This window comes from Bacillus sp. ILBB4 (assembly GCF_035064545.1).
In the GTDB taxonomy this organism is placed as follows: domain Bacteria; phylum Bacillota; class Bacilli; order Bacillales; family Bacillaceae_H; genus Priestia.
Window position 1 is genome coordinate 16,616 of the sequence record NZ_JAIQVD010000016.1, and the last position, 26,654, is coordinate 43,269.

Annotated in this window: 24 protein-coding genes and 3 pseudogenes; 17 read left to right on the forward strand and 10 right to left on the reverse strand. The window is 34.4% G+C overall.

Annotated features, from left to right (window positions below; all coding sequences use genetic code 11):
* Window positions 1-19 precede the first annotated feature (19 nt).
* Together LAV82_RS29190 and LAV82_RS29195 are read right to left on the reverse strand one after the other, a co-directional pair.
* The gene (locus LAV82_RS29190; RefSeq protein ID WP_211079429.1) at window positions 20-1,291 is read right to left on the reverse strand and encodes a cation:dicarboxylate symporter family transporter; all 1,272 of its coding nucleotides are present in this window, start codon (window positions 1,289-1,291) and stop codon (window positions 20-22) included.
* A gap of 479 nt (window positions 1,292-1,770) precedes the next feature.
* Window positions 1,771-2,883, reverse strand: coding sequence for a type II asparaginase (locus LAV82_RS29195; RefSeq protein WP_098197557.1), 1,113 nt, complete (start codon window positions 2,881-2,883; stop codon window positions 1,771-1,773).
* Between the two features lie 393 nt (window positions 2,884-3,276).
* Between LAV82_RS29195 and LAV82_RS29200 the strand changes: the two genes are divergently transcribed.
* From LAV82_RS29200 to LAV82_RS29215, 4 genes are all read left to right on the forward strand, one after another.
* The gene (locus LAV82_RS29200) at window positions 3,277-3,453 is read left to right on the forward strand and encodes a DUF8096 family protein (protein ID WP_098197509.1); all 177 of its coding nucleotides are present in this window, start codon (window positions 3,277-3,279) and stop codon (window positions 3,451-3,453) included.
* A gap of 28 nt (window positions 3,454-3,481) precedes the next feature.
* Window positions 3,482-3,940 carry an SMI1/KNR4 family protein gene (locus LAV82_RS29205; protein WP_029324147.1) on the forward strand — a complete coding sequence of 153 codons (459 nt, stop codon included), beginning with the start codon at window positions 3,482-3,484 and terminating at the stop codon, window positions 3,938-3,940.
* Window positions 3,941-4,296: 356 nt separating this feature from the next.
* Window positions 4,297-4,470, forward strand: coding sequence for a hypothetical protein (locus tag LAV82_RS29210; RefSeq protein ID WP_155404216.1), 174 nt, complete (start codon window positions 4,297-4,299; stop codon window positions 4,468-4,470).
* A gap of 317 nt (window positions 4,471-4,787) precedes the next feature.
* The gene (locus tag LAV82_RS29215) at window positions 4,788-4,937 is read left to right on the forward strand and encodes a hypothetical protein (protein ID WP_211079431.1); all 150 of its coding nucleotides are present in this window, start codon (window positions 4,788-4,790) and stop codon (window positions 4,935-4,937) included.
* A gap of 85 nt (window positions 4,938-5,022) precedes the next feature.
* Here the strand turns inward: LAV82_RS29215 and hbs are convergent, their stop codons facing one another.
* Window positions 5,023-5,295: a non-specific DNA-binding protein Hbs gene (gene hbs / locus LAV82_RS29220; protein ID WP_098366594.1), complete on the reverse strand. Its 273-nt coding sequence runs from the start codon at window positions 5,293-5,295 to the stop codon at window positions 5,023-5,025.
* Window positions 5,296-6,457: 1,162 nt separating this feature from the next.
* On the opposite strand from hbs, the gene LAV82_RS29225 reads away from it, so the two are divergent.
* From LAV82_RS29225 to LAV82_RS29250, 6 genes and pseudogenes are all read left to right on the forward strand, one after another.
* A complete protein-coding gene (locus LAV82_RS29225; protein ID WP_499717474.1) occupies window positions 6,458-7,108 on the forward strand; it encodes a hypothetical protein in 651 nt (216 codons plus the stop codon).
* A gap of 550 nt (window positions 7,109-7,658) precedes the next feature.
* Window positions 7,659-8,975, forward strand: coding sequence for a deoxyguanosinetriphosphate triphosphohydrolase family protein (locus tag LAV82_RS29230; RefSeq protein ID WP_499717475.1), 1,317 nt, complete (start codon window positions 7,659-7,661; stop codon window positions 8,973-8,975).
* Between the two features lie 199 nt (window positions 8,976-9,174).
* Window positions 9,175-9,687, forward strand: a pseudogene (locus LAV82_RS29235) (MepB family protein).
* A gap of 232 nt (window positions 9,688-9,919) precedes the next feature.
* The gene (locus LAV82_RS29240; RefSeq protein ID WP_211079434.1) at window positions 9,920-10,069 is read left to right on the forward strand and encodes a hypothetical protein; all 150 of its coding nucleotides are present in this window, start codon (window positions 9,920-9,922) and stop codon (window positions 10,067-10,069) included.
* 461 nt (window positions 10,070-10,530) lie between these two features.
* On the forward strand, window positions 10,531-11,277 hold the full coding sequence (gene map, locus LAV82_RS29245) for a type I methionyl aminopeptidase (protein WP_211079435.1): 747 nt from the start codon (window positions 10,531-10,533) through the stop codon (window positions 11,275-11,277).
* Between the two features lie 162 nt (window positions 11,278-11,439).
* Window positions 11,440-11,544: pseudogene (locus LAV82_RS29250) on the forward strand (DUF8096 family protein); the annotation flags it as partial.
* Window positions 11,545-11,768: 224 nt separating this feature from the next.
* On the opposite strand, the gene LAV82_RS29255 reads toward LAV82_RS29250, so the two are convergent.
* Together LAV82_RS29255 and LAV82_RS29260 are read right to left on the reverse strand one after the other, a co-directional pair.
* Window positions 11,769-12,308, reverse strand: a complete 540-nt coding sequence (locus LAV82_RS29255; RefSeq protein ID WP_499717476.1) for a PadR family transcriptional regulator — start codon at window positions 12,306-12,308, stop codon at window positions 11,769-11,771.
* 45 nt (window positions 12,309-12,353) lie between these two features.
* Window positions 12,354-13,544, reverse strand: a complete 1,191-nt coding sequence (locus LAV82_RS29260; protein ID WP_211079437.1) for a YhgE/Pip domain-containing protein — start codon at window positions 13,542-13,544, stop codon at window positions 12,354-12,356.
* Window positions 13,545-13,720: 176 nt separating this feature from the next.
* Between LAV82_RS29260 and LAV82_RS29265 the strand changes: the two genes are divergently transcribed.
* The 4 genes from LAV82_RS29265 to LAV82_RS29280 all read left to right on the forward strand — a co-directional run bounded on the left by LAV82_RS29265 (window position 13,721) and on the right by LAV82_RS29280 (window position 15,983).
* Window positions 13,721-13,846: a hypothetical protein gene (locus LAV82_RS29265; protein WP_274609622.1), complete on the forward strand. Its 126-nt coding sequence runs from the start codon at window positions 13,721-13,723 to the stop codon at window positions 13,844-13,846.
* A gap of 63 nt (window positions 13,847-13,909) precedes the next feature.
* Window positions 13,910-14,086 carry a DUF8096 family protein gene (locus LAV82_RS29270; protein WP_211079438.1) on the forward strand — a complete coding sequence of 59 codons (177 nt, stop codon included), beginning with the start codon at window positions 13,910-13,912 and terminating at the stop codon, window positions 14,084-14,086.
* A 27-nt stretch (window positions 14,087-14,113) separates the two neighbouring features.
* Window positions 14,114-14,572 carry an SMI1/KNR4 family protein gene (locus LAV82_RS29275; protein ID WP_016766724.1) on the forward strand — a complete coding sequence of 153 codons (459 nt, stop codon included), beginning with the start codon at window positions 14,114-14,116 and terminating at the stop codon, window positions 14,570-14,572.
* A gap of 430 nt (window positions 14,573-15,002) precedes the next feature.
* Window positions 15,003-15,983 carry an aldo/keto reductase gene (locus LAV82_RS29280; protein ID WP_211079439.1) on the forward strand — a complete coding sequence of 327 codons (981 nt, stop codon included), beginning with the start codon at window positions 15,003-15,005 and terminating at the stop codon, window positions 15,981-15,983.
* Between the two features lie 523 nt (window positions 15,984-16,506).
* On the opposite strand, the gene LAV82_RS29285 is transcribed toward LAV82_RS29280, so the two are convergent.
* Both LAV82_RS29285 and LAV82_RS29290 read right to left on the reverse strand, forming a co-directional pair.
* The gene (locus LAV82_RS29285) at window positions 16,507-17,343 is read right to left on the reverse strand and encodes an STAS domain-containing protein (protein ID WP_211079440.1); all 837 of its coding nucleotides are present in this window, start codon (window positions 17,341-17,343) and stop codon (window positions 16,507-16,509) included.
* A gap of 866 nt (window positions 17,344-18,209) precedes the next feature.
* Window positions 18,210-18,347 (reverse strand): annotated as a pseudogene (locus tag LAV82_RS29290) (GlsB/YeaQ/YmgE family stress response membrane protein); the annotation flags it as partial.
* Window positions 18,348-18,837: 490 nt separating this feature from the next.
* Here LAV82_RS29290 and LAV82_RS29295 point away from each other — a divergent pair.
* The 3 genes from LAV82_RS29295 to LAV82_RS29305 are packed head-to-tail and all read left to right on the forward strand — an operon-like array spanning window position 18,838 to window position 20,978.
* The gene (locus tag LAV82_RS29295; protein WP_499717477.1) at window positions 18,838-19,137 is read left to right on the forward strand and encodes a hypothetical protein; all 300 of its coding nucleotides are present in this window, start codon (window positions 18,838-18,840) and stop codon (window positions 19,135-19,137) included.
* A 12-nt stretch (window positions 19,138-19,149) separates the two neighbouring features.
* The gene (locus LAV82_RS29300) at window positions 19,150-20,283 is read left to right on the forward strand and encodes an FtsK/SpoIIIE domain-containing protein (protein ID WP_499717478.1); all 1,134 of its coding nucleotides are present in this window, start codon (window positions 19,150-19,152) and stop codon (window positions 20,281-20,283) included.
* Window positions 20,280-20,978, forward strand: a complete 699-nt coding sequence (locus LAV82_RS29305; protein ID WP_499717479.1) for a hypothetical protein — start codon at window positions 20,280-20,282, stop codon at window positions 20,976-20,978. Before LAV82_RS29300 ends, LAV82_RS29305 begins: the two co-directional genes overlap by 4 nt.
* A 741-nt stretch (window positions 20,979-21,719) precedes the next feature.
* Here LAV82_RS29305 and hutH read toward each other — a convergent pair.
* The 3 genes from hutH to LAV82_RS29320 all read right to left on the reverse strand — a co-directional run bounded on the left by hutH (window position 21,720) and on the right by LAV82_RS29320 (window position 26,571).
* On the reverse strand, window positions 21,720-23,258 hold the full coding sequence (gene hutH / locus LAV82_RS29310) for a histidine ammonia-lyase (RefSeq protein ID WP_499717480.1): 1,539 nt from the start codon (window positions 23,256-23,258) through the stop codon (window positions 21,720-21,722).
* A gap of 143 nt (window positions 23,259-23,401) precedes the next feature.
* A complete protein-coding gene (locus LAV82_RS29315) occupies window positions 23,402-24,775 on the reverse strand; it encodes an MFS transporter (RefSeq protein ID WP_499717481.1) in 1,374 nt (457 codons plus the stop codon).
* Window positions 24,776-25,239: 464 nt separating this feature from the next.
* Entirely contained in the window at window positions 25,240-26,571 is a 1,332-nt protein-coding gene (locus tag LAV82_RS29320) for an MFS transporter (RefSeq protein ID WP_211079445.1), read from the reverse strand.
* Window positions 26,572-26,654: the final 83 nt, after the last annotated feature.

The following is a 26,654-nucleotide window of genomic DNA, read 5'->3' on the forward strand; positions in this document are numbered from 1 at the left end:
TTACATAAAAAGAATTTTTTTATGCTACGTCCGATTTTCTAATAGAATCTGTATAATGCTTTGCTTTTTCTTTATCGAATCCGCCTTCCCACTTAGACATCACAATAGCAGCTAATGCGTTACCTACTACGTTGACAGATGTACGGAGCATATCTAAAATGCGATCAATACCAGCAATAAATGCCATACCTTCTAGAGGTAATCCCATTGATCCCAGTGTTGTTAATACAACAACAAATGATGCTCCTGCAACTCCTGCCATTCCCTTAGAAGTCAACATCAACACGAGTAAAAGTGTAATTTGTTCTATGAAAGATAAATGAATGCCATACATTTGTGCGATGAAAAGGGCAGCAATGGCTTGGTAAATGGATGATCCATCAAGGTTAAAGGTATATCCTGTCGGAATAACAAATGATGTGACAGCTTTCGGACAACCGAAGTTCTCCATTTTAGTCATTAGCCTTGGCAATACTGCTTCAGAGCTTGCGGTTGTAAACGCTAAAATTAACTCATCTTTTAAGATTTTTATAAGCACTAAAACATTAGTTCCAGCCATTTTTGCAATAATACCTAATACTACAAAAACAAAGAAAATCATGGTCAGATATATAACGAGTACTAGCTTTCCTAAAGGGATTAATGAACCAATTCCAAATTTGGCTACATTGACACCGATTAATGCAAATACGCCAAATGGAGCAAATTTCATTACCAAATTTGTCATCCAAAACATGGATTCTAATACACCCTCAAAGAAATTCAAAACAGGTTTACCTTTTTCTCCAATCGCTGCAACTCCTAGACCAAATAAGACTGAGAAAAAGATGATCGCTAATAAATTCCCCTCAGTTAGAGATTGAAAGATATTAGTTGGTATAATATGAACGATTTGATCTCCTATTCCTGTACTCTCCGTTGTTTTAGATGTTTCTTCATATTTGGATATATCACCTTTCTCAAGGTTCCCCATATCTATACCAGTACCTGGATGAAATATATTTGCAGCTAATAAACCAATAGCAAGTGCAATTGTGGTAACGATTTCAAAATAAAGAATCGTTTTTCCACCTAGCTTGCCGAGCTTTTTAATATCGCCTACGCCAGCTATAGATACGATGAGTGCGGATACAACGATAGGAATGACAATCATTTTAATTAGGTGAAGAAAAATATCCCCTAAAGGTTGAAGAATGGCCATCGCTGTACTATTTCCATAAAAAACAGCACCTACCGCAACCCCAAACGTAAGACCAATAAAAATCTGTGTAGCTAATCCGAATTTTTTCATGTTGTAACCCCTTTCATTTCCTATTACATTAAAACAAGATATTCATTTTTTGTTGTAATGTAAGGTTAAGCCTAGTCTATAATATCGTCTACAAAATACAACAGAAATCTACGGGAACACACAAAAGGTAAATAAAGTATTTATAAGATTTAATATTTTATTGAACTATGCATAGCCAACTTTTACGTTATAGTTGCAAGGTGTTCCAAAATGGAAGAGACATTTATAAGTGGGCATGTTACCCCCTCTCTTAGACATATCACGGTTATTAGGACAAGCAAACTACAAAAAACGAAGTGAATCGGTTTTCTATACACAGTGCCAACTTGAAAATGATTGTATTTATGTGTGAGAGGTTAGATCTTTTACCTCCTTCTGTATATTAATCTATAAAACTAACTAAACTAATAACATGTTCCCCTATTTCAATAAATTTGAAAATCCTTTGCTACTTATAGCAAAGGATTCTTTTTTGCTTATTAATATTCATTAAAATATTCTTGTATTTTTTTAGGATCTTTTGTTTTAGTTAGCGCAAGCATTAAGAGAATACGCGCTTTCTGAGGATTCAACGAATCAGACGTGACAAACTTATCTTTATCATCTGAAGCTTCATGAGTCACAGTCCCATTACCAGCACGGCTAGATCTAGTAATGATTACCCCCTTTTTAACAGCATCTTTAGCTCCTGATAAAGCTGCATCAGACATTGACCCATTTCCGGATCCTGCTACTACTATTCCTTTTGCCCCTGCTTTTACAGCAGCATCATAAAGGTATCTATTATCATTTTGGTATGTATAAAGAATGTCTACTTGAGGAAGTTTATCAAGTTTTGACACATTAAAAATTGATTTTGTCGTATGTTTACGAGTAGGTTCATTATAAAACAATACCTTACCCCCAGCAACTTCTCCAACATATCCTTGTTCAGGAGATTTAAACGTATCTGTTGCTGTTGTATTTGTTTTTGTTATGTAGCGAGCTGCACCAATTCGGTCATTCAGAGTTACTAAAACCCCTTTATTTTTCGCTTCTTTACTAGAAGCAATCTCCACTGCGTTGTATAAGTTTAACGGACCGTCTGCGCTTATAGCCGTAGCTGGTCTCATTGAACCAACAATAACAACAGGTTTTTCACTTTTTACTACAAGATTTAGAAAGTAGGCCGTCTCTTCCAAAGTGTCTGTTCCATGAGTCACTACAATTCCATCAACATCCTTAGATGCTAATAAAGTATTAATTCGTTTTGCTAACTTTAATAAAGTTGAATTATCCATATTTTCACTTCCAATATTTGCAATCTGTTCTCCACTAACATCTGCTAGTTTTTTCATCTGAGGAACAGCCTTTATTAACGTTTCAACACCAAGAGCTCCTGCCTTATATCCAGTTGTAGCTGTATCACTATCAGAGGAACCTGCAATTGTACCACCAGTAGCTAAAATTTTTATATTAGGTAAATCTTTTTTTTCCGAATGGTTTACGACTGTTTTGGCATTATTGGTTGTTGCATCAGCAGATAGGCCAATTCCTGAAAATAATAATGCAGCAGATAAAATAGTTATTCCTAAGTTTTTTTTTAGTTTCATAGTTAGCTGTCTCCTTTATGTAGAAAATTTGTAAATAATATAATACTAATAATATGGAAGCAATTTTTTCTCTATAGTTAGTTGTCCATTAGAAATTCCTCCATCAAAGTATAATTAATAAAAATATAGATACAATTAAGCGTTTTCATTTTCTTCTAACAAGAACATAGCTTTAATCTATAATAGGAACTACATAATCATACAGAAAACAACAAAAAAATTATAAATTTCTAAAATTAAATTTGATAATTTATGTAAAATAGAGTGAGAAAATCATTAAAGGTTTAACCAAATGAGGTTAAGTGAGCTAATTGATGTTCGTTTTACATAAAATAATTTCACCTTCAATTTTATGGTAATCTAATAAGAGTCAATTAGAAAAGAGTAATCAATATGGAAGAAAAACAGCAGCAAGAAATCGATCTTGATAAAGTGTATGACTATGCTGAATTTCCGGATAAGGTTAGTGGAAGATGCGACAACTGCAACTCATCTTACTTCAAAAGTTCGGTAAAAGGTGGCGTTTTCTTGCGTGAATGCCGCGAATGTGGCATGAAGAAAAGTATTTAATTGGTATTGATCGAAAGGGTTGGGGGAAATGAGAGATATTTGGGATGATGGATACAGTCAATCAAAGAAATTAACAGAAGAAATGGTCAACGATGCAGAAAAGAAGTTGGGTGTGAAGTTACCAAAATCCTATATTGAGTTATGTAAAATGCAGAATGGAGGATCTTTAAAATATTGTGACTACCCTACCTCCGTTCCAACAAATTGGGCAAACGATCATGTAAATGTTCCCGAAATTTATGGAATAGGGAAAGAAGGCATTTTATCTAGTGATTATTATATAGAAGAATGGGACTTACCTAAAGATATTCTTCTATTGTGTGGAGAAGGACATTGGTGGGTTGCATTCGACTATCGGAATACAAAAGACAATCCTCCTATTATTTATATGGATCTAGAATGGGGAGCAGACACACTTATTTTTGAATTAGCTCCTAACTTCGAAACATTTGTAAATGGCTTATTTATTTATGAAGATGAAGAATGACTATATTTATACGATAAAAAAGAACTGGCATTCAATTGTCAGTTCTTTTTTATTTATTTCATAAGCAAAGAGCTTACGCCTTTGTGTTAGTTTAATCGTGTTTTCACTCTTTTTAAAATTTAAGGCACCCAATTTACAAAGTTGCTGCCACTGATTCGTATGACTTTATATCCTTTTTCCTTTTTGTGCCGTAGAATATGAGTTCGTTGAACGTTTTTGATTAAACTTTATTTTTAGGTTAAATATCCAACTCTTTCGACTGAATAGAGATAAAACGTTAAGTGCATCCTCATAAAATACGGTGAATATGAGCATACTGAACCTATCCAACCCCAACCCAAACTAGGAGGTACACGATGAAAAATCAGTCTAAGAATTCTCAGCCTGCAATAGGGGATGACAGATTTAATACTGCTGGATATACTTCTGATAAAGCAAACATCAATGATGTGCATGGAAAACATCCATCTAATTTCAAAGGGAAAGTTTCTACCTCTGAGAATGAGGATGCTTCTTCTACGAAACCATAAAATCCTTTCTAACGAGAAACCGTTTAAGTTCTCGTTAGAAAAGAAAGCAGGTTAATATTTATTAACCTGCTTTCTTTATTATTGATTATGACAATACATATGAGGATCATCTGGTCGTTCTTCACGTTCTACTTTTGTTACTCTTACAATGGAAAGCGTCTTCTGGAATACTTTGAAACAATACCTAAAAGTATACCTTTGACTAGTAAGATGATCTACTTATTACTTATAGATTTAGCATAAAGAGTGAGTTTTTCAACATAGTTATAATAAGGATAAATTGAATCTATTAAGTAACCTAAAGGTGGTGATTCCTTATGAAAAACAGGGATAAAAGACGAAAAAAGAAACGTGATTTTTTAAAAGATTACTTAAAAGACAAGTTAGGTAATTGGAAACCTAGACTTGGCAAAGAGCCTACCTCTAATTCTAAGACGACGCAAGAAATAGAAGCCTTGATTAGATAATATTTGGGTGTAGGTCTTTAGGGATTTTTCACTATAAAAAATAGCCCCCTCTAGAAGCTAGAGGGGGCTTGCTTATAAGGCATCTTTATTTAACGGCTTCTTTTAATTCTTTTCCTGGTTTAAAAGCAGGAGCCTTTGAAGCCGGAATGGTCATTTCTTCACCTGTTTGAGGATTACGACCTGTTCGCTCTGCGCGCTCACGTATTTCAAATGTACCAAATCCAACTAATTGAATTTTTTCTTCTTGGGCAAGCGTATTAGAAATCGTTTCAAATAACGCATCTACAGCCTTTTTTGAATCCTGTTTCGTTAATTCAGATTTTGTTGCAACTGCATCTACTAGTTCAGTTTTATTCATATTCAAACACCTCATCCTCTTATTTTTAAATAATATGTAGAAGTGCTAACATATCATAGCTTCTACACACTTGTCACTTAATAAGGTTAGGTAAAGGGAAGATGAATTTCGGTTTTTCCTCAGATAACTGAGATTTTCTCTGTGACGAAATAAACTCTATGATTATGAGTCATTCACTGTAAAATCGAGCTCTATATTAGTTTAAAAGTGTGTATATTGTAAATTTGGCCCAAACTAATAAAGTATCTTCCAATTCTCTGAGTTTTAAATGGCCTTTGCTCCCGTTGAGCAAAGGCTACTTTTTTGACGAGCTTCTTCTATAGAATATGTCATTTTTATCATTCTTTATAAAGACAGTTATATGCATAAGTATTAGTGGATGAAACAACAAATGTTGGTTGTCCCCTTTGATTTTTACGAAAGACCTTTACACCACAACCTGGGCAAGCAAAAAATCCTCTGGAATGCATGTGGCTGAATTTTGTGATTTCTTCGGGTTTAAAAACACCCCTTTTCGTTCCACAATGAATATATACAGCTTCTTTTACACTTGATATTGGATCACTCCCCTATATACGTTGAGTAACTTTCTATTTTTAGTATATAAGAGATGAATGGATAATTTAACCTTTTTATACAAACAAACGTTGAAACAAAAACATTAAATGATAAATAAATAAGAAATACTTATTTGTAAAAAAATATTATGGAATTAATTTTACATTTTAAGTAATGATTAATTTTATCTTATATATAAGAGTAATAGTTAACATATTTTATTAAAAATAGTTATATCATTTACCTATCTTGTAGAAAAAGCCCATATTTGTCGTTAATAAATAGTAGAGGGTAAAACTACTATTTATAAAAATAATTCAATTTATGTAATTTTATATTAGTGTATACTTCAATTCAATAAATAATAGAATAAATGAATTGTATATTTAATATTGAATATACTATAAATGGTAATGTCTATATAGTTTAAAGAAAAATAGATACATATGCTTTGAATGTAAAAATCATCAATTTTCCTAAGTGTAATCACAGACCTTTTTCTACAGAGAATGTAAAAGAGGCAAGCTATTTCAAATAGAAGTTTTAATCTTTCACCACCCATCAAAATATTCGGACATAAAACTTTTATAACGGGGGTAGTCTGTTGAAAATTATCAATAAGAGTGAATTTGTCAAAAACAAGCAAATAAATGAAGTTATGAATTTATTTTCTCAGGATATAAGAAAGAGTAATGTAAGTATATATATATTGAAAAATGATAGAGATTTTAAAGACATAAGTATGAGTAAGGAATTACAGTTCAAAGTGAACAAATTTTTAGCATGTGAAAATGCCACAGCAATATTCATGCATCCAGAGAATGTAATTTTTATGATTGAAGAAAGGATTTTAAATTTTTCCGAAAATTCAAGGGTGTTCTATGTCAATATACCATTTACGTTATCACATGAATTAAGGCATTTTAGACAAGCTTTATTTTTTGGAAAAAGACTTGATATCATGCTAAGTGATTATTCTATTGGTTACTCTGAATTATTAAAAGATAATCAATATAATAAATTGCATTGGTGTGAGAAAGATGCCTACACTTATTCTTATCAATTTACCCAAAAGCATAAACAGGAGATTATGCGGATTTTTAATATAGATGAATGGATTTACTTGTTACCTTTTGATTATGATATTGATTATGAAAAAGAATGGAAAAATTACAAAAGAAAAATGGGAGTGTTGCCGCAAATTACTTGGGCCGTAAAGGACTATTTGTTTTGGAAAAAGAGACTAATGAATTAAAATCAATCTCTTGGAATTTTATTCAATTCAAATTTCGCATCCATTCTCTCTTTCCTAGCATCTCTGTTGTACAGCAAATTGAGGAAATATAGAAAGAGCAAAATAAAACTCATCCCGTTTTCCTTATTATCAAGATCTGAAGTATACGATTTATCACTCTGTCACTGTTTCCCTTTACATTCTAATTTAAACGTTAGAACATCTTAAGTTCTCTCGTCGACTTAGTGAAAGAGGTAAGCTATTAAATTACCCCCTCGCATATAAAAGCCAAGCACACCTAACATCACTACCTACTTACCAATTACTTCAATAGGTTTTTTCTCTCATTGCTTGAGTGAATAGGAAAGTTCATTGCAATAGCTACATAGTATCTAAAGAATCACGAATCCATCCCACATTATCTATTTCGTTAGTGTTACCGGGTTTATACAAGTTTTGTGTATGTAATAGAGTCTTTGTAGGCTTTCTTTTTACTTTCCAATTTTTTAAAAATTATATTTCTTTAGATAAATACCATACAATGTCTATACCTTTAATATGGGGGATTTTAATGAACAAAAAAAGAAAAGATTTAAAAGAATTCTTAAAAGAATTTTACTACCCACTTGAACAATTAAGTGACCGAATACACAATGAAGAACCTACTGAAAGAGCCCGAAACGAGTATCAGAGGGATTATTCTAGGGTATTGTATTCCACGTCTTTTAGAAAACTTCAGGGGAAAATGCAACTTCTAGGGATACAAAGCGATAAGTTTTATCGTAATAGATTAACACATAGTTTAGAAGTTGCTCAGATTGCTAGAGGTATTGTAGAAAGGCTACGGAATCAGTCTGGGAATAAAGAGATCTATAGAAATGACACCTATGTTGTGGAAACAGGCGCTCTTGCTCATGATATAGGAAATCCACCATTTGGCCATCATGGGGAAAGAGTTCTAAACAAATTGATGATAGATAAAGGTGGATTTGAAGGAAATGCACAGACTCTGAGAGTCCTAAATAATTTAGAAAAAAAGCTACCTAAAAAAAGAGGTTTAAATTTAACAGTAAGATCATTACTGAGTATTGTAAAATATTATAAACCTTTTAGCATGGATATAGAAAAATTTATATATAAAGACGATTTTGAACAACTCCATTTTATATTAGCTGAAAATAATATTTTTCCTCGTACTCTTGATGTTCAAATAGTAGACTTAGCAGATGAAATTGCTTATGCTGCTCATGACTTAGAAGATGCATTGAGTCTAGGAGTATTTAATATTGATGAATTTATGTTTGAATTTAAAGGTAGCACTAAGAATAGTCAGAATTACATGATTCTCCAGCGATTGGTTGAAATTGCAAGGGAATATGCCCGATCAGCTTCTAATTACCATTCTTCTGAAATATTCGGATTACTTTTAAGAAAAGAACTAACATCTAACTTGGTAAATAGATTAGTGAACGACATTGGTGTTGTTGAAGTTGACAAAAAATTTATAGAAAAAACAGGGACAAAAAACGACAGGGAATTAGGTTTTGTAACATTAGATAATTTTGTAGATAGCCTTAAAGCATTTACCTTTAAATGTATAAACAGATCAAATGTTGTACAAATATATGAAAAACAGGGTGAGAAAATCATTAAAGGTTTATTCGATGCCTTCTCTGATAATACATTTAATAAAGATAATTTACTGTTACCAGTAGAGTTTAGAGAAACAGGGGAAAGTAAAGAAAGTAAAGAAAGAATGATTGCTGACTATATCTCCGGTATGATGGACTCCTACGCTGTTCAAGTTTTTCAGAATCTTTATGGAAAAAGTGCAAGTGATATTATCTATGATGTTAACTATTTCAGAGATTATAAACCTAGATCCTAAACCATCCTCAATAATATATTTAAAGGATAACAACGTATAAGGGTTAAAGAGCTGTTATAAGACATGGATAGCTTTGCTATACCACCAGTACTGAGCTATTTAAGATATTTAGATGCCATCTAGAAAAAAGCAATACAAACCATGTACTATGGATTAAAGAGTATTAAGTCTGGGAATGTAAATATAAGGGGTAAAAATAATGAATGAATTTTATAAAGCGTTAACATATGTAAATGAGAACTTTTATGAATCAAATCACTTGGTTATAAAAGCTATTCGAGAAGAAGTTCAGAATTCAGATTATGGCGCTTCAGCTAAATTCAAAATCTGTACGATTTAGGGTGGCGAAAACTACACCTAATAAGGTAGGACAATTTGTACCCCTTGGGAAAAAGAGGAAAATCATAAAAACCAAGCCTTTTCATATGAAAAAGCTACCGATTTATTGGTTATTAATATCTTCACTAGTAGAAAAGGATTTGGACAATTCGTTTTTCCAAAAGAAGTTCTTTTAAAACAAAAAATCCTTAAAACGGCTACCACAAAAGGTAAAATGGCAATTAGATTGTATCCGATATGGGATAAACCAACTAGCAAACAAGCTATTGAAACACAAAAATGGAAATTGGAATATTTTACTAAAACGAATAGTACGAATAATTTGCCCCATCAAGAATTATTAGAGCTATATTCCCAAAGTAGCAACAATTGAAGCCTTACATACAAATAAACAAGTGTACCTCGCCTATTATAAGAGAGGCCAAAGCATAACAGAGACAGGATTCATTCAGTTTGTTGATTCTCTTGGGGGTTTATTTATTTTCATTGATGACGTATTTGAGTTAAAGAATAAAATGAAGTTAAGCGAGCTCATCGATGTTCGCTTTGCTTAGTTCCTGAAGAAATCGTGTACAGGAATCATTTATTTGGGTGGAGGTACATTCATGTACAATTTTAGAGTATACACGCTACGTGACGGTTCAAACAGGATTATTAAGCTAAAAGAAGGAGAATCATTTAAAGATGAACTCCAAAGAGCAGGTATTCAAGAAACGCAGATTTTTCAGATGCAACTAGTGGAAAAACCAGAGTAGTTTTAGCAAGCTCCTTTTATATGGCTGTAATTGTGTTAGTTCAATAAAAGCCAAATAGATAAGAGTGATCAACCTGGAAGAAATAAAAGAGCAAGAAATAGATCTCACTAAAGTATATGATTATGCCGAATATCCAGATAAACATTAAATAGACTAAACTAATAAGAGGATATTATGTTCAATATAAGAGCATATATCCTCTTTTCTTATAAGTATTAGATTCGTTATTTAGATACTATACATATAGTTTAATATGTATAGATTATAAAGGATCTTAAGTTTGTTGCAAATGGAGGCGTGATGAGGTCTTCAGATCGAGCGTTAACATGATTAAGGGGGTGAGTGGTATGAGTTTTGTAACTTTGTAATAAGTGATATTAAGCAATCGGACCAGTTTATGCAGAATCGGAAACATTACTTTGGATAAAATGAAAATATCAAAAAAATTGGAGGGTTCATACATGACAGTTGGAGGTAAGGATGATATTGATGGGCTTAAGGAAATCGGCAAAATCGTTGCTTTAACAATAAGTGAAATGAAAAATCAGACACGTGCCGGAATGACGACCAAAGAATTGGATGAAATCGGGGGACGTTTTTTAAGAAAATATGGTGCGGTCTCTGCACCAAAGATAACCTACAATTTTCCCGGTAACACATGCATTAGCATTAACCATGAGGTTGCTCACGGAATACCGGGGAATCGGAAGATTCAAGAAGGTGACCTAATAAATATTGATGTCTCTGCTGAGTTAAATGGTTACTTTGCCGATGCAGGTCATTCCTTTCAGATCCCTTTATATAACCCTTCTGTAACACGTCTCTGTCAATACACACACACTACCATGATGAAAGTTATTTCTTCACTTAAACATGGGGTGAGATTGAATGAAATCGGAAGAATTATTCAAAATGAGGCCCAAAAAGGTGGTTATAAGGTAATTACGGATCTTTGCAGTCACGGCATTGGAAGGTCTTTACATGAGGCCCCTGAAGATATTTTACATATCTATGACAAGGGTGATAAACGGGTATTGAAAGAAGGTATGGTTATTACTGTCGAGCCTTTTTTATCAACTGGAGCAGAGTATACAGTTGTAAGTTCGGATGGGTGGACTTTATGTGTGCCCGATAATAGTCTTTGTGCACAATATGAGCACACAATAATTATTACAAGGGATCAACCAATAATTACAACGATAGCTTAGATATTGTTTTCAGATGTTAGGCCCGTAGATGTTTAAGGAAGTTCATCAATCGGTCGTGGTTGTTGAGCAAAGATTAAAAGGTTAATACCTATTATTCATGTGCAATATGTATCAACCTTTATTTTCTATGTTTTTTTCGATTTGGGTCTTGATAATAAGGTCAGTGGCAGATATAACAACTGCAATTCATCTTACTTCAAAAGTTCCGTAAAAGGTGGCGTTTTTTTACGTGAATGCAGAGAATGTGGTATGAAGAAGAGTATTTAAGTATAGACGATTATATAAGAAAAAGAGAAGGTTTTTTACACCTTCTCTTCTTTTAATTTAACCGTATCCTTACTCTTTTCAGAACTTTAGGCATACGTTTTTCAATGCTACTGTCATTGATTCTCATTACGTTATATCCTTGTTTTCTTGAATAGAATCTTACTTGCGATTACGAGCTTTTTGCTACGGTGAAGAATTAATGTACTCTAGAGAGTATATAGTACTTATATTTCTCCTTGCTTAATACCCTTAATTAACTCTTCAAGCCAATGAATGGTATGCTCTGATCTCGTTGAAAAATATCCATTCATAAATTCCACAAACTTCTCCTTCTCTTTGTCTTTCTGAATATGCTTTTCATAACCCTTAATATAATCCCAACGATCCGTAAAATCCTTTAATTTTTTTTCTAAAATTCCAACTACATTATTACGATCTACATATTTTAGGTTTGCTAAACCTACTACCATATCACTAATAGCATCCGCACTTTCAAACAACTTGTAGATCTTTTTGGGTAATTCTTCACGACCTTTATCTGTAATCCTAAACATTTGCTTATCAGGTCGGTGTTCTTCTTTTATGATTTCGACTGTCTCGATTAACCCTTTTTTTGCTAACGAATCAAAGTGGTAATACAGTTTACTTTCTGTTAACCCACTTAATTGATCTAATGGAATGGGTTCTGAAAGCTGTTTTTTTAATTTATAAGGATAGGTATTATCCTCCATCAGTTTGCTTAATATAAAAATTTGAATAGACATTCTTTATTCTCCTTCAAAAAGAATTATCTTCTTATTTTAGCAAAACTACGCTGTGGCTTCAGCAGCTTTCTCTACATTTGTAGTTTCAGTAGTGTCTAATCCTTCTACTGGCATTGGCTTGTGGAAAAACGCAACGATGACAATGTTAATTAACATCGCTCCAGCACCAACTGCAACCATTGACCAAATATATGGACTTGGACTTATGTTGCCATATAGGTTTGCAAAATACGCTTGTACGGAATAATACATTGGTGAGATGTGACTCATCCATTCATATGGTAATGGCATCATATCACGTGTCATGATTGCACCGTTTGCTAATGTTTGTGTTAATAAAATTGGTAAGTTTAAAATCATACCGCCTTCACCAACTAGGAATATTAAAATTGCTGTGAAGTTGAAACATACCATATAGTTTAAAATTTGTTGTCCTACTATACTCAAGAATAAATTACCACTTGGCTCATTCACTAAGTAAGTGATCCCTGTAGCAGCTAGTGATGAAACAACGGCAATCATTAATGCAGTTACTTGTACATAAGTGAATAAACGTGTTTTACTTGCTCTTCCGCGACTAGCTTTAAATGCACTTACTAATTGCATTCCTCCGATCATAGCACCAACATAACCAGCCATTGTTAAGAACATAGGTAGATTTTGTTGATTCATACCGTCTGGAATTTCGTTAATTGTCACTACATTTCCTGTATAAGCTGTTTCAATCTTTTTGGCTAGTTCAGCAGCTTGTTCTTTCGGTACATTAAAATTCATTAATACACCTTCAGCTGTTTGCTGCGAGAATTGTGCACTTAACTGGTTGTTAATTTCTGCAACAACCGATTTCATCGTAGAAGAAACAGTCGTGGCCCCTGCTTCGTTAATTGTAAAGTCTATACTTGATGACACTTCACCTTTTTGCATATCCGCAGAGAATGTTTCTGGGATATGGACCACTAGAGCTAAATCATTCTTTTCTAAATTTTTCAAGGCTTGTTTATTAGTTAAATCCGTCTCGATATCTTTAAATGGTAAATTTTCTTTTAATTGACCGGAGATCTTTTCTCCGTATTGACCAGCATCATCGTTAACAATAGCAATAGGAAGTTTATCAACATTTCCTGGAATAGCTGTATAACCAGGTAAGAAAATACCTAACATAGCAATCGCGTAGAAAATCCCCATTACAATTGCACCAATTGCTCCTTTTGTTTTTAAGAATTGAGTAAATTTCATATGTTTGCATCCTTTCTTAAACGCAATATCTTTTAGTTAAAATACTTTTATCATAGTAATTAAATTAAAGTACTTTAATTTGAGTACTAGGTTAGTTTATTCCATTCTTTTTATAAAGTCAATAAGCAAATCTCAACTTAAAAGTCTATTTTACATACTATAAGCAAGGACAGTGCATGACAGAAATGGGTTTCGTTCAGTTTATTTATTCTCTTGGAGGTTCATTTATTCTTAAAGATGAAGTATTCGAATTGAAGAATAAAATGGAGTTAAGTGAGCTAATTGATGTTCGTTTTACATAAAATAATTTCATCTTCACTATTTGTGGTAATCTAATAACAGTCAATTAGAAAAGAGTGATCAACATGGAAGAGAAAGAGCGGCAAGAAATAGATCTTGATAAAGTGTATGAATACGATGAATTTCCGGATAAAGTTAGTGGAAGATGCGATCACTGCAACTCAGCTTACTTCAAAAGTTCCGTAAAAGGTGGCGTTTTCTTACGTGAATGCAGGGAATGTGGCATGAAGAAAAGCATTTAGTTGGTAAGGGTTGAAAGGGATGGGGAAATGAGAGATATTTGGGATGATGGATACAGTCAATCAAAAAAATTAACAGAAGAAATGGTCAACGAAGCAGAAAAGAAGTTGGGTGTGAAGTTACCAAAATCCTATATTGAGTTATGTAAAATACAGAATGGGGGCAATTTAAAGTATTGTGACTATCCTACCTCTGTTCCAACAAATTGGGCAAACGATCATGTAAACGTTCCTGAAATTTATGGAATAGGAAAAGAAGGCATCTTATCCAGTGATTATTATATAGAAGAATGGGACTTACCTAAAGATATTGTTCTACTATGTGGAGAGGGACATTGGTGGATTGCATTTGATTATCGGCATACAAAAGATACTCCTCCTATAATTTATATGGATCTAGAATGGGGAGAAGACACACTTATTTTGGAATTAGCTCCTGATTTCGAAACATTCGTAAATGGCTTATTTATTTATGAAGATGAAGAATGACTACATTTATACAATACAAAGGAACTGACATTCAATTGTCAGTTCCTTTTTTATTATTACGTTTAACTTTAGTCCTTGGGACATCTTTAGATCTCTCGTCCATTTCATGAAAAATATAAGCCACTAGGTCAATCCCAAGCATGAAAAAAGAGCACATATTCCATTACCATCTAACGATCACCTTCTGCGGTATCGTTTCTTTTTTATTTCTGAGAGTAGACAAACAAGCTTATTGAAGTAGCTACATAGTATCTAAGGAATCACTAATCCATTCATGAATCAGTATCTATTCCTTTAATGTTACCACTTATCTTTGCGCCAAAACCCTTATTCTTTACTCATTTCTTAATCCTAGATTATAATAAAATCAGTTATATTCAGATAATTTTAACTATTATAAACCTTAATTTAAGCAGGAAGGATGATTAATATGAAGAAAAGAACACTTGGAAAATCCGATTTAGAGGTTTCATCTCTTGGTTTAGGCTGTATGGGCATGTCTGATTTTTACAGCGGACGAAATGATGACCAATCAGTAAAAACCATTCATCGTGCCATCGAACTGGGTATCAATTTTCTTGATACAGCAGATATGTATGGCGTTGGCCAAAATGAAAAATTAGTTGGTCAAGCTATTAAAGATCGACGTGATCAAGTTATTATTGCTACAAAGTTTGGGAATGTAAGAGGGGAAGATGGATCATTTTTAGGAGTTAATGGCCATCCAGACTATGTAAAACAAGCTTGTGATGCAAGTCTATCCCGCTTAGGAGTAGATTATATTGATCTTTATTATCAGCATAGAGTAGATCCTAATGTTCCAATTGAAGAAACAATTGGTGCGATGTCTGAATTAGTTCAAGAGGGAAAAGTACGCTACCTTGGCATGTCTGAGGCAGCTCCTCAAACGATCCGCCGTGCTTATACAGTACATGAAATAACAGCTATTCAGACGGAATATTCACTATGGAGCCGAGATGTCGAAGACGAAATTTTACCTGTTATCCGTGAGCTTGGAATTGGATTTGTAGCCTACAGTCCTTTAGGAAGAGGCTTTTTAACAGGGCAAATTCAAACATTTGAAGACTTGGCAGAAGATGATTATCGTCGCTTTTCTCCTCGCTTTCAAGGAGAAAACTTCACAAAAAATTTAGATCTTGTGAATCAAATTAGAGAATTTGCAAGAGAAAAAGACTGTCAGCCTTCACAGCTGGCACTTGCTTGGATTCTGTCTCAAGGAGATGATATTGTCCCGATTCCAGGAACAAAACGAATTCAATATCTAGAAGAAAATATTGGAGCCCTTAAAATTCAATTATCCAAAGAAGAACTTTATCGTATTAATGAAGTAGCCCCAAAAGGTGTGGCAGCAGGAGAACGTTATCCGGATATGAGCAGTGTTAATTTGTAAGGTTCTGGTGCAAAAACATTCACTAGAAACATAGAGATCCTGTTCCCTTTAAGTTACTAGCTTATGAAACTAATCCAAACAGTTGATGGATGAATTTTTTAATTTTTTGGACAGACGTCACCCTATGCTAGGCCCAGGTCGTTATAGAGTAAAAAGAGAAGGGTTTTACCCCTTCTCTTTTTTATTTAATATTTTTCTAACTCTCTTTAGAAATTAAGGTATACGGTTTATAATACTGCTGCCACTGATTCGCATTAATTTATATTATTGTTTCCTCCAAAAAGCACCTTTCTTTCAATCATGTGCTTTTTTCGCTATTAGAGAATGATACTGTTTTCCATCGTATTTAATCGCAAGCCTACCCACGGCAAGGCTAAGTCTTTATGAATCAAATTTTATTTATGTTCGTACAGAATAGCCATCTATAATCAATTCTTTACACGAAGGTCTTTCAAAAGTTAGTTAAGCTGTGATATGTTAAACATTCTGTTTTCTATCCAACAACAAGAAGACTATAATTCTTTTACCTTACATGGCAAAGGTTACTTACTGCTTCCTTTAGTTTTCCATAGGTTCTTATTTTACTAAAGTCTATACCCAATTGAACGGCTGTTAAAGCGATCTCTGGACGGATACCTGTGATCGTTGTATCGATTCCTAGCAATTCTAATATATTTACCACTTGAAACAATTCATTGGTCATCATTGTATCAATGGAAGGTACGCCTGATAAATCAATGATTAGGCAGGATAATTCAAGGTCTTTTGCTTGCACCATAATTCTCTCTACAAAGTCATTGCTCTTATAATCATCAATCTGACCAATCAGAGGAAGGACACCAACTGTATCTGAAATACTGATAACCGGTGTACTAAGTTCTGAAATTAGCATTTTTTGAGCATATGCTTGCGCCTCTGCTACTTGCCCATAATACATGGTAAAGAGTTCAATCATCCGATCAAAGGCTTCGTTTAAAGTTCTGTTCCATAAAAGAATATCTCTTTGTATAATACTAGATTGATGGAGACTTACAAATGCTTCAACCTTGTTAAGAAAAATGAAACGAAACATTTTAAAATGGCGGATACTCAGATACAGAGGATTCCCTAAGCAAGCTCGTTTGGTCGTAATTTTTTGAACCCAGCCACTAAGATTTTTAAAAGATCCATCTTCTAGGGCCTGCACTATCGCACGGGTAAAATAGTGATTTTGTTCTCGAAGATATTCCGTTACCTCTGAAGAAGCATCAGCTGTGTAAACAGAATGCTCTTCTATCTCTCGAGAATCTAGCCACTCTTGAGCCATTTCATTCACATGCTGCAATAAAAAAGCATGTAATTCTTGAGTCATTTTATTCATAGTTTGTTCCCCTTTAGGTTTCCCTTTATTTTTATCGATGGATTATTTGAGTTAAAAAATAAAATGAGATTAAGTAAGCTCATTCATGTTCCCTTTGGCTTTTTTAAAAAAGAGCTACTCAAATGAGTAGCTTTTCTAAAAATACATACTTAAGGGAATATCAGGAATTGGGGTTCCTATGTTCTTAGTATGCTCACAAACTTGAATTTTATTCTTAGCCTATTTATTGAACTTTTCGTCGTTTACCTACAACTACTTCTTTTGTTACGACCAGTTCTTTTGATATGGTCACTTTTTCTACTTCTAAATAGTCCTCTTTATCAATATTTTGATAGTGACCAGGGAAAGGTCCTTCGCCTGAAATCCTTGTGTTTTTAAGTTTTGAATAGCTCTGACAATTGCTTCCTCATTATCATACGTATCTATTACATTTTTTGTCAAGGGTAGTTCCTCCTTTTAGTATATAAAATGGTTTATATAAATGGATTCATTTATGCTATTTGTAATACCCTAGATTTTAGCAAGATGTCATCCATGTGACCTTCTACTCTCTATGAGTAGAAGGGTTTTTTATTTGTTTAAGTTCTTTCCTTCTGGGTATAAAAATAAAGGTAAAGTTATCTAAGTCATCTACCTTTGCTTATAGTATGTTTCTATCTTGCCTTCTATCTATAGGATAGAAGGTTTTCCTATGTAATCTGTTTAAATTATGATTTTATTGGTAATGAATAAATGTGTTACCTTTCTCGCAGGGTATATAATGACATTTCCATCACACAAAAAGCCTTCTACCTGACAGGAGTAGAAGGTTTTTTGATATCAATTATTTATCAATATCAACACTAATTGCTGAATTAACTACATTAGATCAGACCACCTAACCAAGAACCTATAAAACCAGCGATAATATTACCAATAATACCTCCAGGAACGTCACGTCCTGTAAGTAAACCAGCAAGCCATTCAATGATTCCACCTACAATTAGTGTCCATATAACACTCATACATTATTCTCTCCTCTCAAAATAGTTAGTTGACTTTACCCCCAACTAAAATCCATTGATTATGTCATAAGATCATGTAGTTTTGCTTGCCCTCTATTTTTGTTCTCTTGGACGACCTCAAATGTCTCGTCCATTTCATAAGAAGAATAAGCTATTAGGACAACTCCTAATATATAAAATCCCATAATTTCATACATAATTAACTACCCCTTACCTACTGCGGTAAGGATTCTTTGTTATTTTTTGAGTGGACAGGCAAGCTTACTGCAGTCGCTACATAGTATCTAAAGAATTGTAACTCCATTCCCTAATTAGTATCTAGTTCAGTATCGTTACCTCGGTTATACAAGCTTTATATGCATAATGACGCCCTTCACAGAATCTGTAAGGGAGCTGAGCCGAAGAGGCGAAGGGGGCGACCGGATGTGTTGAGCTGAAATAACTGAGACATGAAAGACGAAAAAATAAAAAGAAGAAAGTAGGTACCAGCATGAGAAAAACACAATGGTTTAACTTTCGAAACTTCTTTCATAAACCTTCTTTAACCTCTTCAATAAAACCTCGTCCTTATAACGCTTATTCGTTTGTTCCTTTTAGTCCACTTGCCATGCTTAACCCCACTATTCTGACCCTAGGAGGCATTGTCTTAGGAATTGCTATCATCGAACGGGTATTAGAGCGATGGGGTGTAATTGATCTTGTGGATCAGTTCGCAAAGGTCATGCGGTTTATCTTACCTGTCACCTTCTATAGCGCGTTGATTTACTTTTTTGCGACCTTTATGTTTTGAGGAGGGTTTTAGATGTTTGAGAAACTAAAATTGCGTGGAAAGCTTATTAAAGCGTTTCGTACGGCAGAGATTTATCGGGTCATAAAGCGTGGGGATCGTACCTCCTATCAATTTCCGAAGATCCATCGGATCGATCATCAGCACACCTACACTCGGTATGCTTTTTCCTTACTGAATGGCATTGATCCTGAACTTTTAAATAAAAAAAGATGGGCATTACGCCAAGTATTAGGCAGCAATATCGAGATAAATGGCAGCTTAAAGAACTTTAGTATTACTGTTCATCATAAGAGCCTACCTAAGATGCTCAACTATAGTTATGAAGTCATTTATTCTCATCTTGAGAAAATGGAGCTTCCCGTATGCATTGGTCAAGATATCTATGGAAATCCCGTTTCATGGGATTTTGCGGATTTAGAAACCTTATTGATATCTGGCGAAATTGGAGCCGGAAAAAGCAGTCTCATGCGTGTAATCCTCACAACATGGGTGAAATATACATTGCCTGATGACCTGCGATTAGTATTAGTCGACCTCAAACGAGCTGATTTGGGGTTATTTCATGGGATTGAGCATGTGGATGCGCTTTGTTTTGAGGCAAAGGATATGAGAAAACCTTTTGCTTTATTACGAGCTGAAATGTATCGAAGAGGCGATTTGTTGTTAGAGCATGGTGTAACGCATATCAGGAGACTACCTTTTAAGCTGCCTCGTATTGTTGTGGTCATTGATGAAATGTCCATCGTGAAGAGAGAAACCGATCTTGTAGAGATGATTCAACAGTTTGCCAGCCAAGGCCGTGCACTAGGTGTTCATACGATTATTGCGATGCAGCGTCCGGATGCCGATTTGTTAAATTCAGCACTAAAAGCAAACTTACGGGTTCGGATCTCTGGAAGGCAGGCTGATGCGATAAATGCGAAAGTAGCCGGAGTCATCGGTGCAGAAGAAATTGATGCTGCAGCCAGAGGACGCATGAAGATTAAAATTGATGAGGTAAAAGAGTTTCAAGCCTATTTTTTAGATGAAGAAGCTTGTAAGGAAATACTTACTCCTTATAAAAAGCTTGTGAAAGATCCTGAACCAGAACTAGAAGTGGCATCCCAATCCATCTTTGGGTTATTAGAGACGGAGGAGCAGCGATGAGCTTCCGTTTATCTCAACGTGATAAAGCCATCATAGCGTTTATCAATCAATTTAGAGCCGTGGATCGAGACTCATTAGTTGACCTATTCTTTAAACAGCTGAAATCGCCCATAAATGCGTGTAATAGTGTGATGGTGCGTTTATATCGATTAGGGCTAATTGAACGTACACAGCAGTACTCTCCGACCGTCTATTTGCCTGTAGATGCAAAGATCAAAAAGAACTCTCAAAAAATATTACATTTCCTTTCTATTTTGGATGTCTATAAGCAAATGTATACGTATAGTGTACCTAAACACGTCATTGTGGAAGATAAACCAACAGGAAGAAAAGGAGGAATTGAACCGGATCTCTTTTGTATTTTTAAAGGATCTCCTTTTTGGATTGAAATTCAACGTAATCAGTATACTGAGCAGAAAATGCAAGCGAAGGTTAACTTCTATGAAGAGTTTTTCTTTTCGGATGAGTGGAGATCTTTGCATTGGCAGCCAGAAGATCGACCAGCCCTCTTCCCTTCCGTCATTTTGATTACACCTGTTCGTTATGCAGTGTCTTCAGAGCATATACGGATTATTCAAGTAGCGAGTATTCATGAACTTATGAAGAAATATAAAAGTTCTACTAAACAACAGAGGGAAGCAAAAACAATAACACAGTCCTCTTCTTCTGGTGGGGTTAGAATCAACCTAACCTAGAATGCTAAAAATGTGGCTCACAAAAAAAGCTCCTATCTAATTTTAAGCAAATGGAATAGGAAGTCAGATAGGAGAAAGAAAAAGACACATATAAAAATATGCGCAAACAAAAGATAGATTCTAACATGTATGAAAGTAAACCTCTACGTTATGTTTTGCATATAGATCGGTATGGATAGATAGTGAGTGAAATTGGTAAATACAAAAAGATTTCTCCCTACTCCTGACGGGGAAAGAAGAATCTTTTTACGAGCTGAAATGCATGATGAAACATGCCATACCGACCTAATGAATCATACCATATCTTTATAACAATAAAGGGGCAGTAGTGTTTCTTTTTATAACGATACTATGTCAGGTAGGTTACAGCATATATATAAATATATTTTTACTTTTTGTAATTTAAAAATATATAGAGGGGAAGTTTAATAATTGATTAAGACAAGTATTAATTTAATGAAAGTTGTCATGGATACTACTATGAAGAGTAACTTAGTTTTTATGAATTATTATCTTAATTCTAGGAAGATTGTTTTATCTAGATATAAGAAGCCTTACAAAGGGGTTTTTTATAGGGTATATAGATAAAAAAGATACAGTATCCTACTTTTTTATAGGAACTAACATATACATGGAAAAAGAACCCTTGGTGGAAATTCACTACCCCAAGGATTCTTCATTACATAGATTCAGTTAAGAGATATTATATTAAGTAGAGAAATAGTTCATATCAATTCTTTTTTAGACTTGCAACTCTCCTATTTGTATCTCTACCTGTTTAACCAGTGCTCCTGTATGGACTAAATTTTCCGCTTGGTTTATATCTTCTGATATGACTCGGTCATCTTCTAGTGGCGAAACGTGTTGTCGAAGTAATTGATATGCAGCTTCTGTACCCATTCCTGATTCTAAAGGCTTTAGAAAATCTAAACCTTGGGCACTGCACATCAACTCAATTCCAAGGACTTTCTCTGTATTCGAAATAACCTTCAACGCTTTCAAAGCAGCAGATGTTCCCATACTTACATGGTCTTCCTGTCCTGCTGTTGTAGGGATCGAATCGACTGAAGATGGATGGGAATATACCTTATTATCAGAGACTAATGCTGCTGCCACATATTGTGAGATCATATACCCTGAATTCACCCCACTCTTCTCAACCAAGAAAGCAGGCAATTCACTAAGCTGGGGGGATAAAAGTCGAAAAACTCTTCTTTCAGAAATATTTGCTAACTCTGAGATAGCAATTGTTAAAAAGTCCATAGCTAAAGCTACTGCTTCGCCATGACAATTAGAAGAAGATATAGCAATCCCTTTTTCCCCTTCATGAAAAATCAGAGGATTATCAGTTGCTGAATTCATTTCCCTTTCCACCACTTCCTTTGCATAATTCATAGCATCTTTACAGGCTCCATGCACTTGAGGAATTGATCGAATACTTAAAGCATCTTGGGTTCTATACTCCTTAAATGTCTCAGCAATTTTACTTCCATTAATAATTTTATGTATATTTGAAGTTGTTTTTTGTTGTCCTGGATGAAGCTTCACTTGGCTAATTCTTGGATCGAACGCATAGTAAGTTCCGCGCAAAGCCTCAAAACTCATCATAGATATAATGTCGGCAGATTTGAGCAAATTCATAGCATCGTAAATTGCTAAGGCTCCAATCCCTGTCATATCAACCGTTCCATTAATAAGAGAAAGTCCCTCCTTTTCATGCAATTCAAGTTCAGAAATACCTATGGACTGAAGAGCTTCTTTTCCACTCATGACTATCCCTTTGTATTTCGCCTCACCCATTCCAAGAAGAACTAAACTAATATGGGCCTGATGATTTAAATAACCTAAAGATCCTTCTTTAGGAACAATCGGTGTAACTCCTTTATTTAATAGTTTAATTAAAGCCTCCACTGTTTCTAGTCTTATACCTGAATAACCTTGTGAAAAGTTTTGAATCATCATAACCATAATAGCTCTGACCTGTTCTGTTTTTAAAGGCTCGCCTACCCCACAAGCATGGCTCATGATTAATTTTTTTTGCATTTTTTTAGACTCGGTTGTTGAAATTCTAACTTTTGAATTTTCTCCTACACCTGTCGTAATTCCATAGATAACTTGATTCTCTTCTACAAATCTCTCCACTAATTTCCTTGCTTGAATAATACGCTTCTTCCTTTTCTCAGAGAGTTCTAGAGAAGCATGATGCCTAGCTACTGCTACCAGATCCTTAATGGTAAGGTTGTCTTCAATTACTACTTTCTTTTCTCTTACTTCAATCAAGGTTACTCCTCCTCAATGTGATGGTATTTAATCTGAAATTAATTTTTAATAGTAAATTTCTGTAGTCAGCTTTCCCTCTCTACAGTGCTAACTTTTTAGAATCTAATGTCTATATAAGAGAGCAAAAGCTGACCTTATTTTGTTTAAGCTTTACGATTCATAGAGTTTAGGGTTGTCTTATCTTCTACATGTAAAGGGTTATCTTCTAAAGGGTTACTTGCTTCACTTAGAGAAAGAGATTTTGTTTCAGGCGCCCACATAATTGAAACAATAGTACCTAATAATAAAATCGCAGACATTCCAATCATTGTTGCACCTAATCCCATATTATTTAAGCTCAAAGGCAAAAGAAATGTTCCGACAGCCGATCCAATCCGGCTGAAAGCTGTCAAAAAACCTACTCCCGACCCGCGTATTTCAGTTGGGAATAGTTCCGCAGGATATGTCAATGTTAGATTCGAAGCTGCTGATATAATGAAAGTAAACATTAAAAACAAAGTGATAAGTAAAATATCAGGCCGTTGTAAAATACTCAACATAAATAAACTTATGGTCATCAATGCAAACGTTGCAATGGTGAAACTTCTCCGAGAAAGTTTTTCCATAAGCCAAAGTCCAACCAACGATCCAACAATTAGAAATACATTTAGCCAAAGATCTACTGTAAAATTTTCAGATAACCCCATGCTTTTTAATATTGAAGGTAAAAAGGTATAAATAGCGAAATAAGGAATAACAATGCAAACATAAAATATCCCACCAAAAGTAGTGCGCTTCCAAATTTCTTTGTTAAAAAGTGATAGGTATCCTTGGTTTTGCTGATGTTCTGTTACCTTTTCATCAATTTCCGCATTCACCCCAATGTATTTTTTAACAATCTGGCGTGCCTCTTCATTACGTCCCATACTAATAAGCCATCTTGGTGATTCAGGTGTACCAATTCTTAATAGCAGTACGATAACTGCAGGAATTGCCGATGTAGCAAGCATCCATCGCCATGATTCGTTGTCATTTGAGCCTAAATAGTGGCCGACTATGGTCGCAGCAACATACCCAACTGTCCAGAGCACATTTAAAGAAGCTAGTAAGATACCCCGATATTTTCTAGGCGCAAATTCTGCAAGTAAGGTTGAGCCTACGGCATAATCACCTCCTAGAGCAAATCCTATTATTAGACGTAAAATAAATAGCTCTACTGGACCATTTACGAATAACTGTAGAACAGAGGCAATAGCAACTACTAGAAAATTAAACAAATATATTTTCTGTCTACCTACACGATCGGATAACCCTCCAAGCACTAGACTTCCTAAAAAGAGGCCAATTAAAGCTGAACTGCCTATTAGTCCTTCCCACATGGAATTAAGTTTCATTTCTGGTCCAATTAGAGCAAGAGCTATACCAATAATACCAAGAGCATAACCATCGGTAAAATTAGACCCAAAAGTAAGTGCAGTAATCTTTAAATGAAACTTATTAAGTGGAGCATCATCCATTTTAAATTTGTGTTCCGCCATAAGAAATTTACCTCTCCTTCAACTGGAGTAATATTCTAATAATTTTATTGGTAATACCTTGAAAAGGAGCTTGTATTGATTGTATTCTCCATTTACTTATCCTCAGAAAATCTAACTAAGTAAGATTTTAACCAAAGTTCAAAATAAATGAAGGAATAAATAAGTAGCCAAGCGCTTTTTTGAGAAAGCCTTGGCTTTTTCTTATGTTTCAAAAATTTTTGTTATATTGGTAAATGAAAAGCTTGGCTATCCTATAGTAATAATTTGATATAAGAAAATATATGTTTAAAAGCATACAATAAAGTAGATCGATACCTGAGTAGTAGGGTAGAACAAAACTATTGTTTTATTAAGAAGCATGTTTGTTGACAGCTATTTATTTTCATGGTTTTATATTCCTTCGTCCTCAAATTAGGTATCTCTTTTTGATAGAAGCTCTTTATCCTATAGAAGAATAATGGTTACTATAATATGATATTTTCCTCATTATGCATATCCGATATATGACTTCGTTGTCCTGGTTTTACAAATATCATAGATACCATTCCAATTATTACGGCAATGGCAGCAGCAGTAAACATAGCATTATATCCATGTGTGGCAACAAGGCTTCCTGTTAGTGTAGGCGCAATAATAGTAGCCAGGTTCGCAATGAAATGAGTTACTCCCCCAAAAGTTCCTGCTTTATTGGGCTCTGTATCAAGAACAACTGTCCAATAGATCGAATTGGGTAGGTAATTAAAGGCATTACCTATACACATTAATAAAAGTACTGAGGTCGCACTTCCAACCGTGGGGATTAGCATAAAACAAATAGCTGTAAAAAATAAGCAGACTACTGTGAACCCGGATCTAGCTATACGTAAATTTCCAGTTTTCTCACGTAACTTATCCGAAATTTTCCCTCCTACTAATCCTGTCACAATAGCACCTACCCATGGAATCATACCTATATAAGAAAGAGACGCTAAAGAATAATTAAATTCATCTTGCAGATATTTTGGAGTCCAAGTTAGTAATAAGATATTGACATACAAAAATGCAAAGTACCCAATAGCATTCATTACTAATGTTGGGTTTTTAAAAAAATAATACCAAGGAACATTTTGGGGATTTGTTTTATCTAATTGTAATTCACCCTTTATTAAATTATCTGTGCTTCGAATTTTTTGAAGTTCAATTTGTGAAACTCTTGGATGATCTTCAGGTAAATTTGTAAATATTTTTCTCCATATTAATATCCAAATAAAACCTAATAAGCCAAGAATAATAAATGTTACCTTCCAATTAGTGAATGTGAGAAGACCCACTACGATGGGGGCGGTGACCAATGCTCCAATTGGCGTTCCAACTAAGCCAAGTGCTACAGAAAAACCTTTTTCTTTTGGGGACACCCAATTTGCCATCGTTCGGTTCATTGTAGATAAGGTAGGCCCTTCTGCCAGCCCAAATAACACACGAAATACCGCAAAACCGGCTAATGCAGAACCCCCAAAGAACGCTGCACCTATGTGACCAGCAAATATTGTCCCAATTTCAAATATAGACCATGTGGTTCCAGCAAGAATCCACATAAACTTAGGACCTTTCTTATCTGCCAACGCTCCTCCGAATAGTGCACCGAAAATATAACCATATCCAAAATACCCCAAAATTGCTCCCCAGCTTACCGGATTTAAGTTGAATTCTTGAATAATTTCAGCCTGAGCGTATGAAAGTGCTCCTCTATCTATGTAATTTATGATGGTTATAATAACAATCATAAAAATAATAAAGTAGCGATAATTGTTTTTCATCAATTACTTCTCTCCTCTCTCATTTGTCACTTTTCTTCCTGGGAAAGAAAGTTTCATAACAAATCGCCAGAGATTTGTCACTT

Coding starts and splice junctions, on each gene's coding strand:
- LAV82_RS29215 (WP_211079431.1), top strand. CDS start 4,788: ATGAAAAACAGGGATAAAAGACGAAAAAAGAAACGTGATTTTTTAAAA.
- LAV82_RS29285 (WP_211079440.1), bottom strand. CDS start 17,343: ATGAATAAAATGACTCAAGAATTACATGCTTTTTTATTGCAGCATGTG.
- LAV82_RS29255 (WP_499717476.1), bottom strand. CDS start 12,308: ATGTCTATTCAAATTTTTATATTAAGCAAACTGATGGAGGATAATACC.
- LAV82_RS29295 (WP_499717477.1), top strand. CDS start 18,838: ATGAGAAAAACACAATGGTTTAACTTTCGAAACTTCTTTCATAAACCT.
- LAV82_RS29320 (WP_211079445.1), bottom strand. CDS start 26,571: ATGAAAAACAATTATCGCTACTTTATTATTTTTATGATTGTTATTATA.
- LAV82_RS29200 (WP_098197509.1), top strand. CDS start 3,277: ATGGAAGAAAAACAGCAGCAAGAAATCGATCTTGATAAAGTGTATGAC.
- LAV82_RS29275 (WP_016766724.1), top strand. CDS start 14,114: ATGAGAGATATTTGGGATGATGGATACAGTCAATCAAAAAAATTAACA.
- LAV82_RS29230 (WP_499717475.1), top strand. CDS start 7,659: ATGAACAAAAAAAGAAAAGATTTAAAAGAATTCTTAAAAGAATTTTAC.
- LAV82_RS29300 (WP_499717478.1), top strand. CDS start 19,150: ATGTTTGAGAAACTAAAATTGCGTGGAAAGCTTATTAAAGCGTTTCGT.
- LAV82_RS29195 (WP_098197557.1), bottom strand. CDS start 2,883: ATGAAACTAAAAAAAAACTTAGGAATAACTATTTTATCTGCTGCATTA.
- LAV82_RS29190 (WP_211079429.1), bottom strand. CDS start 1,291: ATGAAAAAATTCGGATTAGCTACACAGATTTTTATTGGTCTTACGTTT.
- LAV82_RS29305 (WP_499717479.1), top strand. CDS start 20,280: ATGAGCTTCCGTTTATCTCAACGTGATAAAGCCATCATAGCGTTTATC.
- LAV82_RS29270 (WP_211079438.1), top strand. CDS start 13,910: ATGGAAGAGAAAGAGCGGCAAGAAATAGATCTTGATAAAGTGTATGAA.
- LAV82_RS29260 (WP_211079437.1), bottom strand. CDS start 13,544: ATGAAATTTACTCAATTCTTAAAAACAAAAGGAGCAATTGGTGCAATT.
- LAV82_RS29205 (WP_029324147.1), top strand. CDS start 3,482: ATGAGAGATATTTGGGATGATGGATACAGTCAATCAAAGAAATTAACA.
- LAV82_RS29240 (WP_211079434.1), top strand. CDS start 9,920: ATGTACAATTTTAGAGTATACACGCTACGTGACGGTTCAAACAGGATT.
- LAV82_RS29315 (WP_499717481.1), bottom strand. CDS start 24,775: ATGGCGGAACACAAATTTAAAATGGATGATGCTCCACTTAATAAGTTT.
- LAV82_RS29210 (WP_155404216.1), top strand. CDS start 4,297: ATGAAAAATCAGTCTAAGAATTCTCAGCCTGCAATAGGGGATGACAGA.
- map (WP_211079435.1), top strand. CDS start 10,531: ATGACAGTTGGAGGTAAGGATGATATTGATGGGCTTAAGGAAATCGGC.
- LAV82_RS29265 (WP_274609622.1), top strand. CDS start 13,721: ATGACAGAAATGGGTTTCGTTCAGTTTATTTATTCTCTTGGAGGTTCA.
- LAV82_RS29280 (WP_211079439.1), top strand. CDS start 15,003: ATGAAGAAAAGAACACTTGGAAAATCCGATTTAGAGGTTTCATCTCTT.
- hbs (WP_098366594.1), bottom strand. CDS start 5,295: ATGAATAAAACTGAACTAGTAGATGCAGTTGCAACAAAATCTGAATTA.